This window comes from Arthrobacter sp. 3Tela_A, assembly GCF_049311025.1.
Lineage (GTDB): Bacteria > Actinomycetota > Actinomycetes > Actinomycetales > Micrococcaceae > Arthrobacter_B.
On the sequence record NZ_JAXIOM010000042.1, the window covers coordinates 1 to 11,749 of the forward strand.

At 66.8% G+C, this 11,749-nt stretch carries 10 protein-coding genes; 5 read left to right on the top strand and 5 right to left on the bottom strand.

Annotated elements, in window-relative coordinates:
- Positions 1-852: 852 nt before the first annotated feature.
- The 5 genes from TVC13_RS12520 to TVC13_RS12540 form a co-directional block, all read right to left on the bottom strand.
- Positions 853-1,995, bottom strand: a complete 1,143-nt coding sequence (locus tag TVC13_RS12520) for an adenylate/guanylate cyclase domain-containing protein (protein ID WP_422401518.1) — start codon at positions 1,993-1,995, stop codon at positions 853-855.
- A complete protein-coding gene (locus tag TVC13_RS12525) occupies positions 1,988-2,551 on the bottom strand; it encodes a PH domain-containing protein (RefSeq protein ID WP_422401519.1) in 564 nt (187 codons plus the stop codon). The genes TVC13_RS12520 and TVC13_RS12525 overlap by 8 nt, the downstream gene beginning before the upstream one ends.
- Positions 2,552-2,582: 31 nt before the next feature.
- The gene (locus TVC13_RS12530) at positions 2,583-3,470 is read right to left on the bottom strand and encodes a biotin--[acetyl-CoA-carboxylase] ligase (protein ID WP_422401520.1); all 888 of its coding nucleotides are present in this window, start codon (positions 3,468-3,470) and stop codon (positions 2,583-2,585) included.
- Positions 3,471-3,547: 77 nt separating this feature from the next.
- Positions 3,548-4,396, bottom strand: coding sequence for an SDR family oxidoreductase (locus TVC13_RS12535; protein ID WP_422401521.1), 849 nt, complete (start codon positions 4,394-4,396; stop codon positions 3,548-3,550).
- Positions 4,397-4,477: 81 nt separating this feature from the next.
- Positions 4,478-5,332, bottom strand: a complete 855-nt coding sequence (locus TVC13_RS12540) for a hypothetical protein (protein WP_422401522.1) — start codon at positions 5,330-5,332, stop codon at positions 4,478-4,480.
- Positions 5,333-5,694: 362 nt separating this feature from the next.
- On the opposite strand from TVC13_RS12540, the gene TVC13_RS12545 reads away from it, so the two are divergent.
- The 5 genes from TVC13_RS12545 (at position 5,695) to TVC13_RS12565 (ending at position 11,696) form a co-directional block, all read left to right on the top strand.
- Positions 5,695-7,290, top strand: coding sequence for an acyl-CoA carboxylase subunit beta (locus tag TVC13_RS12545; RefSeq protein WP_422401523.1), 1,596 nt, complete (start codon positions 5,695-5,697; stop codon positions 7,288-7,290).
- Positions 7,287-7,562, top strand: coding sequence for an acyl-CoA carboxylase subunit epsilon (locus TVC13_RS12550; RefSeq protein ID WP_422401524.1), 276 nt, complete (start codon positions 7,287-7,289; stop codon positions 7,560-7,562). Before TVC13_RS12545 ends, TVC13_RS12550 begins: the two co-directional genes overlap by 4 nt.
- A gap of 18 nt (positions 7,563-7,580) precedes the next feature.
- Positions 7,581-9,299 (top strand): DUF885 domain-containing protein, encoded by a 1,719-nt coding sequence (locus TVC13_RS12555; RefSeq protein ID WP_422401525.1) that lies wholly within the window; start codon positions 7,581-7,583, stop codon positions 9,297-9,299.
- A 243-nt stretch (positions 9,300-9,542) separates the two neighbouring features.
- The gene (locus TVC13_RS12560; RefSeq protein WP_422401526.1) at positions 9,543-10,988 is read left to right on the top strand and encodes a dicarboxylate/amino acid:cation symporter; all 1,446 of its coding nucleotides are present in this window, start codon (positions 9,543-9,545) and stop codon (positions 10,986-10,988) included.
- A gap of 84 nt (positions 10,989-11,072) precedes the next feature.
- Positions 11,073-11,696 carry a Maf family protein gene (locus tag TVC13_RS12565; protein WP_422401527.1) on the top strand — a complete coding sequence of 208 codons (624 nt, stop codon included), beginning with the start codon at positions 11,073-11,075 and terminating at the stop codon, positions 11,694-11,696.
- Positions 11,697-11,749 lie beyond the last annotated feature (53 nt).

Below are 11,749 nucleotides of genomic sequence, written 5' to 3' on the forward strand. Positions count from 1 at the left end.
GGCCGGCCGCTGGCCGGGGCGCGTCGGGGCGCGTCGGGGCCGGGTCAGCCGGGGCGCGGGTGTGGCCGGGTCGCGTCGGGGCCGGATCGGGGGTCCGGGTCGGCCGGCCGGCCTGGTCCTAGGTCCGGGTCGGTTGTCGGGCGGGTCGCTGGTGCGGGGCCTGCCGGCTCCTGCTCCATTCCCGGCAGCGGCGTTCCGCGCTGAGCTCTCCGTCCTGTGCTTCCCTGCATCGGCTTTGCATCCTGTGGCGCAATGACGCTGTATAAATCCACCGTCCCGAATCGTGTGCTGCAATACCGTCCCTTTGAACGCCGGATAGGGACGTCAACGCCACACAAGATAATCAGGCCATCCCCGAAGCGACGTTATTGCAACACAGGATGCCAAGACCGGGACGAGGCACGAACCGGAACGGAACCTAATCCAGCAGACCCGTGGGCGCGTGCACGGGACAGGAGAGAAACCCCCTTCCCAGCCCCTTTTCTGCAAGGTTCCCCTCCACTTTGGGACTTCCCTGCCAGTTTGGGTCCCTCCTGCACGGCGCCGCGGCAGGAAAGTCCCGAAACGGCAGGATTGTCCCCAACCGGAGGAAAACAGGCACGAAGGCTAGCCCGAACGTCGCCGGGTTGCTGGAAGCGCCAGACGAGGCAGACCGAAACGGACCGGCCGGACCGGGGACAGGACAAGCCGGGCACGAGGCAGGCTGGGCTTCCGGGCGGTTTCCCGGCCGGTCTTGGTGTAATCGCTCCGGTTTGGGAGAAATCGGACGCCGCGTACCGGCCGAAAACTCCCAAACCGGAGCGATCGTCTACCGGACGCCGGTGCCGCACCGCGCCCCGGGAAGTCCGAAACCTAGTCCAGAACCAGTCCCGGGCCGGTGCCGCGGGCCAGCGTCACGGGGTGGATTTCCCCGAATCCGCGCACGTTCCGCGGGGAATGCGGGATTAGGATGAAGCGCTCGTTGTTGCGCAGGGCCGCCGCAGTGGAGGCATCAGTGAGGACCGTCCCCGGTTCCGCGAGCGAGGTCAGCCTGGACGCGAGGTTCACGGTGGGCCCGTAAATATCGCCCAGGCGTGAGAGCACACGTCCCCAGACCATGGCCACCCGGGCCGAGGGCAGCAGCTCGTCCTCGGTAAAGGCCTTGGCCAGCGCCAGGGAAATCTCCGCCCCGGCTTCGGGGGTCTCGGCGTTGAACAGGACTTCATCGCCGATGGTCTTGACCAGCCGGCCGCCGCCCACGGAAATGATCTCGGAGCACTTGTGCTCAAAGCGCTGGACCATCTGCGCCAGGGTCTTCTCGTTCATCTGCCGGGAGAGGCTGGTGTAGGACACCAGGTCGGCAAATCCGACGGCGCGTGCCAGCGGCAGAGGATTGTCATCGGTGTCCGCGTCGTGGCTGGCAAGACCGGCCTCGGCGCGCAGGGCCAGCCGCTGGATGGCCGCATTCAGCTGCCGTTTCCAGGCGTAAACCAGCGTCTTTTCCAGCGGTTCGATCAGGTCCGGCATGGCTGCGACAAGCCGCTTGCGTGCCTCGGCGTCGGTAATTCCGCGCTGGACCACCATTTCCTCGACCAGCGCTTCGATCTGCCAGACGACCATCCGGTCCGTCATCTGCCCGATCGACCGCATGATGGAGATGGCGGCTTCCTCGGTCAGGCGTTCTTCGCGGACCAGTTCGATCACGGTGCTCAGGGCGTCCCGGTCGGCTTCAGTGAAGAACACGGCGTCGTCGTCGAGGTTCGGGAAACCCATGGCACGCCAGAGCTTGCGGGCCGACAGCAGTGAAACCCCGGCCCCGGCCGCGGCTTCACGCCGCTTCAGCGTTCGGGGTCCGCCGATGAGCTGGGCTTCCAGCCGGCGGACGTCTTCACGGTCGATTGCCCCGGAGCCTTCCGGCACCACGGGTTTGTCCGGCATCGGCACTGCGTTCATCGACAGCGTCAGCGGCTCGGGCTCAGCGGCACCATCGGGTGCGTCCTGGCCCTGCTCACTCATCGGTGCTCCATTCGTCGTCGTAGCCCGCGCTTCCTTCAATATCTACACCATCGAACATAACGGTCATTGGCAGGTCTTCTATGGTGGCCAACACAATTGACTTGAACCGGTGCACTTCCGGCACCGACGGGTAATCGATGATCCGGCCGCGGCCCAGGTCGATGCGCAGGGTGCCTGCACGCTGCAGGCGCTGGGCAATCCCCTGCCGCGCCTCCAGCTGGTAGATCGAGGCGAGCGGCAGGTCGTGCTCGCGCCGGCGCAGCACTCCCCTGCGGTGGATCATCCGGCGGTTGGTGAGCACATACCGGGTGGCATTCCAGCGCAGCACCGCAGGCAGGCAGAAGCGCAGGAGGATCAAAAGCACCAGAACAACGACGGCGGGAGCCAGCAGGGGCGTCCATTCCGCCAGCGAGGCCGGTACGGTGTCCCGGCTGAGGTAGCCGAGGGCGAAACCGCCGAGAGCGCACGCGGCCGCAGCCAGCAGCACCGGTCCCGCCAACGGACCCGCGTGCGGCCGGGCCGCCACGATCACCTGTTCCCCCGGCTCCAGCCTCATCCGCACCGGAATCCGGTGGATCGAAGAGTCTTCATGCCTGCGCGGGCCTCAGGTGAACGACGTCGGCAGCCGTGACGGTGCGCCGCTCTCCGGCCTCCGCATCCACAACCACCAGGCCTCCGTAAGCATCCAGTTCCACGGCCCGGCCGGTCAGCTGCCCTCCGCCGGGAAGTTCGGCACGGACCTGCTGGCCCAGCGTGAGCATGCGTCCGGCGACCCGCTCCCGCAGGCTCCCGCCGCCTGGCCAGGGCGCCAGCGCATCGCCGTCGACGGAGCAGAAGGCACGGTAGTCCTCGGCCAGCTGCAGCAAGTAGTCCTGCAGCAGGACGTTCCGGTCGGTGGTGGAGGCGTACTCCATCAGCAGGCTGGTCGCGGTGGGAACCGGCTGGTCCTCGTCCGTCAGGGAGACGTTCAGGCCGGTGCCGACCACCACTGCGGGCGGGTTGCCTGACGTCTCGGGCACCAGCTGGGCCAGGACACCGGCCAGCTTCCGTCCGTCCACAAGCACGTCGTTCGGCCACTTCAGCCGGGGTTCGACGCCGGTGCGGGCAGCCACACTCTTGGTCAGGGACAGCGCGGCCAGCAGGGACAGCCAGCCGTAGGACTGGGTGGGCAGGGGCCGGCCCTCGGCATTTACCGGGCGCAGCAGGACGCTGACAAAAAGCGAGGAGCGTTCCGGCGCCTGCCAGGCGCGGCCCAGCCGGCCGCGGCCGGCGGTCTGCAGCTCTGCGGTGAGCACGGACAGGTCCGGGTACTGCGAAGGAACCAGCCGGGCGGCGTCGGCCAGGTCAGTGTTGGTGGAGCCGGTTTCGGCGACGACGTCCAGCCGCGCCAGCGGGCCCTCCGGGGCTACGAGGCGGCTCTGGAGACGCTCCGGTTCCAGGGGCGGACGCTCCATGCTGGAGTAGTGCAGGTGCATGGTTCCGATCTTACGCGTCCCCTCCCCCGGAGCCCTGTGGCCCGGCAGCCGGCAGCCCTGCGGGCCAGCAGGTTTGGTTACAGGAAGAAATCCGCCATCAGTTTGTCTTCGGGCGCACCCAGGCTGTACCTGGTGAAGTCGCTGACGCCCTCCTGGCGCAGCACCTCTTCATCCGTGTAGAAGTTGCCGGTCGCTTCCCGCCCGGAGCGGGTGAGGATGGCGTGCGCGGCGTCGGCCATGATGTCCGCACTGCGGGAGACACGGGCCAGTTCCGAACCACCTGGCATGTTCCGGATGGCAGCGGTGTCGATGGACGTGCACGGCCACAGGGAGTTCACGCCGATCCCGTCCTTTTTCAGCTCCTCCGCGAGGCCTAGGGTGGTAAGTGACATGCCGTATTTGGCCATCGTGTAGGCGAGGTAGCTTCCGGCCCACTTCGGGTCCAGGTTCAGCGGCGGGGAAAGCGTAAGGATGTGCGCGTTGTCCGATTCCCGCAGTGCCGGCAGAGCGGTCTTGGAGAGCAGGAACGTGCCGCGGGCGTTGATGTCCTGCATCAGGTCGTAGCTCTTCATCGTTACGTCGTCGGTTTTCCGCAGGTCGATCGCGGAGGCGTTGTTGAGCACGATGTCGATGCCCCCGAAGTGCTCCACCGTGGCTGCCACAGCGTTGGCGACGTCTTCGTCGCGGCGCACGTCCCCGATGATCGGCAGGGCCTTGCCGCCTGCAGCTTCGAGCTGTTCGGCCGCCGTGTGCACAGTGCCTTCCAGCTTCGGGTGGGGCTCAGCGGTCTTGGCGAGCATCGCAATGTTGGCGCCGTCGGCAGCGGCTCGGAGCGCGATGGCCAGCCCGATCCCCCGGCTGCCGCCGGACATAAGGATGGTGCGTCCGGCCAGCGAACGCGAAGAAGTTGGTGTGTTCGAAGTCATACGGACAGGGTAATGCACCCGCGGGAAAAATGTTACTGACCAGTAACATCCGCGGGTGCATTACCTCAGCGGCGGGTTTTCCTAGCTGTGGTTGCCCCTGGGACGCATTGTCAGTGCCAGTACGGCAGCACCGGCGATCAGCGCACCAAGACCCAGCACCATCACGCCGGCAGAGGACGAGGTGCCCTCGGTGCCGGTGTAGGCAAGAGCCGTCTGGGTGCTGCAGGGACGGGCGGGGTCAGCTGCCCCGGCGCCCGGCACGGTTCCGGGGCCGGGTACGGTTCCGGCGGCACCGGCACCCGGATCAGCATTTCCCTGCCCGGCATTAGGGCAGATGCAGGACGGGAAGGAAGTGCCTGGCGTGGGGGTTGTGGTGTCCGCAGGCGTGGCAGTCCCGGTCGGGGTCCCGGTATCCGTGGGAGTCGGCCCCGGTGTGGTCGGAGTCGGCCCCGGCGTGGTCGGTGTCGGTTCCGGCGTGGTGGGCGTCGGCTCCGGGGTAGTGGGCGTCGGCTCCGGGGTAGTGGGTGTTGGCTCCGGGGTAGTGGGTGTTGGCGTCGGTGTTGGCGTGGTCGGCGTGGGTGTCGGTGTTGGCGTCGGCGTCGGGCACGGCGGCTGCACGCAGTTGTTGGCGAGGATGGCCTTGTAGGCGTCATCCTGCCACCGCGCGCTGCCCTCATACCCCTCGAACGGCGGAATGATGTCCTCGGGATGCGAGTCATGCCCTTGCTTCAGGATCGACGACGGGTCCGTCCTAATGAGGACGTAGGGATTAGAGGCCGACGACGTCGCGTGGCAAAAAGCGATGTTCTTGCCCGGAGGCGCACCGACCTGAGCCGGAACAGCACCCTGCGCGGGTGCAGCAACGGCAACAAGCAGCAGCCCAAAGACAGCCGCTAAGGAAAGAACATATACCCGGAAGAGACGGATTCTGTGCATGGACTGCTCCTTGTGCTCGCGTGCACTGCCTGTTCAGAAAGGGGTGAGGAGGCTGGGTTGCTGAGCCGAGACTACGTGCGCCTGCAGGGGCCGGACAGAGTAATTGAGCGGACTGATCCAAGTAATACGAAGAATGCTGCGGGTGCACGGCCCGGCGCCGGGGTGTCAACCCGCGGGGCCGCTTTTCGTCCTGCCAAGGCTCAGGGACACAAATTGTAGGTTTCCTACACCCGGCATGCGTGTTGACGCTCACTAGACTGGGTGAATCGCCCGCAGGCTTGTAAGAAACCTACTGAAGCCGCCGTGTGGCGCCCCGGATGGCGATCCGCCTGCCATTCCTCAGAACCAGCACCGGAGAGTAAATGAGCATCGACCAGGACATCGATCTGCAGACAACCGCCGGGAAGATCGCCGACTTCCGGCGCCGCCAGGCGCAGGCCCAGATTCCCTCCGGCGCCGCTGCAGTCGAAAAGCAGCATGCCCGCGGCAAGCACACCGCCCGTGAGCGCATTGACCTGCTCCTGGACGAAGGCTCGTTCGTTGAATTCGATGCCCTGGCCGTCCACCGTTCCACCGCGTTTGGCATGGAAAAGAAGAAGCCGCTCGGCGACGGCCTGGTTTGCGGCTACGGCACCGTGGACGGACGTCCGGTAGCGGTCTACAGCCAGGACTTCACGGTGTACGGCGGCTCCCTCAGCCAGGTCAACGGCGAGAAGATCGTCAAGGTCCAGGAGTTCGCGCTGCGCAACGGCTGCCCCGTGGTTGGCATCCTGGACGGCGGCGGAGCCCGCATCCAGGAGGGTGTTGCCTCGCTGGCGATGTTCGCCGATATCTTCCGCAACAATGTCCATGCGTCCGGCGTCGTACCCCAGATCTCGCTGATCATGGGCCCCTCCGCCGGCGGCGCCGCCTACTCCCCCGCGCTCACCGACTACGTGGTGATGGTGGACAAGACCTCCCACATGTTCATCACCGGACCGGACGTCATCAAGACCGTCACGGGCGAGGACGTGGACATGGAAACCCTCGGCGGCGCGCGGCAGCACAACGCCACCACCGGCACCTCCACCTACCTCGCCTCCGACGAAGAGGACGCCGTTGACTTTGTCCGCGAGCTGCTGGACTTCCTGCCCAGCAACAACCTCGCTGAAGCGCCGCTGGCGCCCTTCGCGCAGGACGAAGAAACCAACGACGGCGACCTGGCCCTCGATGAGCTGATCCCGGACTCCGCGAACCAGCCCTATGACATGCGGACCGTGATCGAGCAGGTCGTTGACGACGGTCACTTCCTGGAGATGCAGGCCCTGTACGCCCCGAATGTCATCATCGGCTACGGGCGGCTGGAAGGGCACACCGTGGGCGTCGTCGCCAACCAGCCCATGCAGTTCGCCGGCACCCTGGACATCGCCGCTTCGGAGAAGGCCGCACGGTTTGTGCGCAACTGCGACGCGTTCAACATCCCCATCCTCACCTTCGTGGATGTGCCCGGCTTCCTGCCCGGCAAGGACCAGGAGTTCAACGGCATCATCCGCCGCGGCGCCAAGCTGCTCTACGCCTATGCGGAGGCCACGGTTCCCAAGCTGACCGTGATCACCCGCAAGGCCTACGGCGGCGCGTACATTGTCATGGGCTCCAAGAAGCTCGGCGCGGACCTGAACCTGGCCTGGCCCACCGCGCAGATCGGCGTGATGGGTGCCCAGGGCGCCGTGAATATCCTCTACCGCAGCCAGCTCGCAGCCGCAGCAGCCGAGGGCCGCGACGTCGAAGAAGTCCGCCAGGACTACATCACCGCCTATGAAGAGGAACTGCTGAACCCGTACCAGTCGGCCGAACTGGGGTACGTGGACGCCGTCATTGCACCGTCCGAAACCCGGCTCCAGCTGATCCGCGGGCTGCGGGTGATGCGCGAGAAACGCGCCACCCTGCCGCACAAGAAGCACGGGAACATTCCGCTGTGAGCGTCTTCGACTACGCCCCCGAACCGGCGGCACCGGCTGTTCCGGCAGAACCGTTCCTGCAGGTCCTCTCCGGCAACCCCACGGAGGAGGAACTGGCGGCGCTTACCGCCGTCGTTATTGGCCTGGGAGCCGCTGCCCCGGATGCCTCGCTGCCGCCCGGAACCTCCCGGGCACTGGACCCCGCACGGACCCGCAGGGCCTGGACCCGCCGCCGTGCGCTGAGCCTCCAGCCCACGCCAGGGCCGGGCTCCTGGCGGCGCAGCTACCGCTGACACGCTACGCTCGGACGTGTGACTGAACAGACAACCTCATCAGATAACCTGTCCAACGCCGGCTCGCGCACCCCCACTGCGATTGACGCCGTCGCCGAAGCTTTCACGGAGAATCTGCTCACGCTGGATCCGTCATTTGCCACCACGCTGGGCATTCCGGGCCACGAAACTGAGTACGCCGACTACTCCCCCGCAGGCCTGGAATCCATGGCCGAGGTAATTCGGGAGACCCTTGGGCGGCTTGAGGACCTCCAGCCCGCGGACGACGTCGACCGCGTGACCCTCGATGCCATGCGCGAACGCCTGGGCCTGAGCCTGGAAATCCACGAGTCCGGCTGGGACCTGGCCGACCTGAACAACATCGCTTCCCCGGCGCAGGACATCCGCGCCATCTTCGACCTCATGCCCACGGACTCCGTGGAAGCCTGGGAGCACATTTGCGGCCGCCTGCATAACCTGCCCGACGCCGTCGCCGGGTACATCACCTCGCTGCGCAGCGGTGCGCAGCAGGACCGCGTTGCCGCCCGCCGCCAGGTTCAGATCGTCATGGAACAGGCTGCAAAGTATGCCGAAGACGGCGGCTTCTTTGACTCCTTCACCTCCGGCGCCAAGCTGGGCGACGGCTCCGCGCTGCCCGAGCAGCTGCAGGCCGCCCTGAAGGAAAACGCCGACGGCGCCCGCGCCGCCTACCGCTCGCTGGTCAGCTTCCTGGAAAGCGAGCTGCTGCCCGTGGCTCCCGAGAAGGACGCGGTCGGCGCTGAGCGCTACGCACTGTTCTCCCGGCAGTTCCTCGGCTCGGCCGTGGACCTGGAAGAGACCTACGCCTGGGGTGTGGCCGAGCTGGACCGCATCATCGCCGAGCAGGAGCAGGTGGCGAACCAGATCAAGGAAGGCGCCTCCGTCCGCGAAGCCATGGACCTGCTCGACGCCGACCCCGAGCGGCAGCTGCACGGCACCGCCGAGCTGCAGGCCTGGATGCAGGAACTCTCCGACCGCGCCGTCGCCGAGCTCTCCGAAACGCACTTCGACATCACCGGCCCGATGCGCCGCCTTGAGTGCATGATCGCCCCCACCAATGAGGGCGGCATCTACTACACCGGCCCCTCTGACGACTTCTCCCGCCCGGGCCGCATGTGGTGGTCCGTTCCCGAGGGCGAGGACACCTTCACCACGTGGAAGGAAACCACCACGGTCTACCACGAGGGCGTTCCCGGCCACCACCTGCAGATCGCCACGGCCACCGCCGCCCGCGACACGCTGAACAGCTGGCGCCGCAACGTCTGCTGGGTCTCCGGCCACGGCGAAGGGTGGGCACTCTACGCCGAGCGGCTGATGGATGAACTGGGCTACCTCTCGGACCCCGGAGACCGGATGGGCATGCTGGACGCCCAGCGCATGCGTGCCGCCCGTGTGGTCTTCGACATCGGCGTCCACCTGGAGCTCGAAATCCCGGAGCGCTGGGGATCGGGCACCTGGACCCCGGAGAAGGGCTACGACTTCCTGAAGCAGAACATTGCCATCTCCGAGGGACAGCTGAACTTCGAGTTCACCCGCTACCTTGGCTGGCCGGGACAGGCACCGGCGTACAAGCTGGGCCAGCGGCTCTGGGAGCAGATCCGGGACGAGGTGCGCAGCCGCGAAGGTGACGCCTACGACGCGCGGACCTTCCACACCCGCGCCCTGCGCCTGGGCTCGGTGGGCCTGGACACGCTGCGCCGGGCACTGCTGGAAAACTAGCCTCCGCGCGAACGCCCGGCCGGGTTTCCGGCGGGGCGTTTTTGCTGCCCGGGACCTGGCAGCGAAGGTTCCGGCGATGGGACAATCGTCACAGCCACCCCAGGGAATAAGCGCGGACATCCGCGGCCCCGCGCCACAGAACGCGGTTCCGGCGCGGAATCCCAACGACGCAGCCACCAACCGTGCGTAACATTTCGCAATCTCGAAAAGACTCTGCTAAGAGAACCCGTCTAGCATCGACGGGTGACATCACCACAGACCCCCACACAGTCCCCCGCCGCAGCCGAGAACCGGCGCAGGCTTCCACGCTGGGCCACCTCGTTTGGCCCGCAGATCATTGCAGCCCTGCTGATCGGCCTCGGCCTGGGGCTGCTGGCGAAGAACATGGGCACCGTCGACGGCGAGCCCAACTGGCTCACAACCACGCTGTCGACCATCGGCTCGAGCTACGTCTCGCTGCTGAAGGCCGCCGTCGTCCCCCTGATCTTCACCGCCGTCGTCAGTTCCATTGCCAACCTGCGCCAGGTATCCAACGCCGCACGGCTGGCCTGGCAGACGCTGCTCTGGTTTGCCATCACCGCGCTGATCGCCGTCGCGATCGGTATTGCGCTGGGTGTCATCCTGCAGCCCGGCGCCAACGCTGATGCCGCCGCGCCGGACGGTTACGACGGCGGCACCGGCAGCTGGATCGGCTTCCTCACCGGTTTGATCCCGGGCAACTTCCTGGGCCTGACCGCCTCCACCACGGAAACCCTCACCACCTCGCTGAACTTCAACGTGCTGCAGGTGCTGGTGATCGCCATCGCCGTCGGCATCGCTGCCCTCAAGGTCGGCAAGCCCGCCGCCCCGTTCCTGGCGCTGAACGCTTCCGCGCTGGCTGTTATCCAGAAGGTCCTGTGGTGGATCATCCGGCTGGCTCCGCTGGGCACGGTTGGCCTGATCGGCCGCGCCGTCGCTACCTACGGCTGGGACACCATCGGCTCGCTGGGCACCTTCACCCTGGCCATCTACCTGGGCCTGGCCCTGGTGCTGTTTGTGGTCTACCCCGTGCTCATCAAGGCCCACGGCCTCTCGGTGCGCCAGTGGTTCTCCGGTGCCTGGCCGGCCATCCAGCTTGCTTTCGTCTCCCGCTCCTCCGTCGGCACCCTGCCGCTGACGCAGCGGGTTACCGAGCGCAACCTCGGCGTTCCCCGGGCCTATGCTTCCTTCTCCGTACCGTTGGGCGCCACCACCAAGATGGACGGCTGCGCCGCGATCTACCCAGCGATCGCAGCGATCTTCGTGGCCCAGTTCTTCGGCATTGACCTGAGCATCGGGCAGTACCTGCTCATCGCCGTCGTTGCAGTCCTGGGGTCCGCGGCAACCGCCGGAACCACCGGCGCCGTCGTTATGCTCACCCTGACGCTCTCCACCCTGGGCCTGCCGCTTGAGGGTGTGGCGCTGCTGCTCGCCGTGGACCCGATCCTGGACATGGGACGCACCGCGGTGAACGTTGCCGGCCAGACTGTTGTGCCCACGATCGTGGCCAAGCGCAACGGCCTGCTGCAGCCCGAGCTGTACGACGCCAAGCGCAACGGCGACCCGTTCGATGACGATTCGGACACGGTAACGCCGGACTCTGCGGAACTTCCGTCACAGGAGGAAACTTCCGCCTCACCCGCTCCTGCGAGTGCTGCGAACAGAGGGTAAGGTTTTTCCTGCTCGCACTTTCACGAGAACGGCCGTCCCACTGCTGGGGCGGCCGTTCTTCGTTTGCGCATTAGGCTGGGAGGCGTGACTGAACTGATTCTCGCCTCCGCGTCCCCGGCCCGCACCAAACTTCTTACCAACGCCGGCATTGCCCACCGCGTGCTGGTTTCCGACGTCGACGAAGACGCGGTGACCGCCCGGTACGGCCTCACCGACCCGCACGACACCGCACTGCTGCTGGCCCGGGCCAAGGCCGAAGCCGTGGCCTCACTGCCCGAATCCGAAGGCTCCCTGGTGCTGGGCTGCGATTCGGTGTTCGAGTTCCAGGGCGAGGCGCACGGAAAGCCGTGGGAGGCCGACGTCGCCCGCGAGCGGATCCGCCGGATGAGCGGGAACGTGGGGGTGCTGCATACCGGCCACTGGTTGGTTGACTGCCGCGACACCGACGAGGACGGCTCCGGCGCCACCCTGGGTGCGGTCAGCTCGGCCGAGGTGCACTTCGCGAAGCTGCTCGACGACGAGATCGAAGCCTACATCGCTACCGGCGAGCCGCTGGAGGTTGCCGGTTCCTTCACGATCGATTCCCTGGGCGGTGCCTTCATCGAGAAGGTTGTTGGCGATCCGCATGCCGTTGTGGGGCTTTCCGTTTCCACCCTCCGTCATTTGCTGGCCAGCGCCGGAGTGGGCGTGACCTCGCTCTGGAAGTAGGCCTGCTTGGGGTGGCGGGTCGTTGAGCCGCGCTTCGTTCCGTGGCCGCCGGG

Coding starts and splice junctions, on each gene's coding strand:
- TVC13_RS12520 (WP_422401518.1), bottom strand. CDS start 1,995: ATGAGTGAGCAGGGCCAGGACGCACCCGATGGTGCCGCTGAGCCCGAG.
- TVC13_RS12525 (WP_422401519.1), bottom strand. CDS start 2,551: ATGAGGCTGGAGCCGGGGGAACAGGTGATCGTGGCGGCCCGGCCGCAC.
- TVC13_RS12540 (WP_422401522.1), bottom strand. CDS start 5,332: ATGCACAGAATCCGTCTCTTCCGGGTATATGTTCTTTCCTTAGCGGCT.
- TVC13_RS12545 (WP_422401523.1), top strand. CDS start 5,695: ATGAGCATCGACCAGGACATCGATCTGCAGACAACCGCCGGGAAGATC.
- TVC13_RS12530 (WP_422401520.1), bottom strand. CDS start 3,470: ATGCACCTGCACTACTCCAGCATGGAGCGTCCGCCCCTGGAACCGGAG.
- TVC13_RS12535 (WP_422401521.1), bottom strand. CDS start 4,396: ATGACTTCGAACACACCAACTTCTTCGCGTTCGCTGGCCGGACGCACC.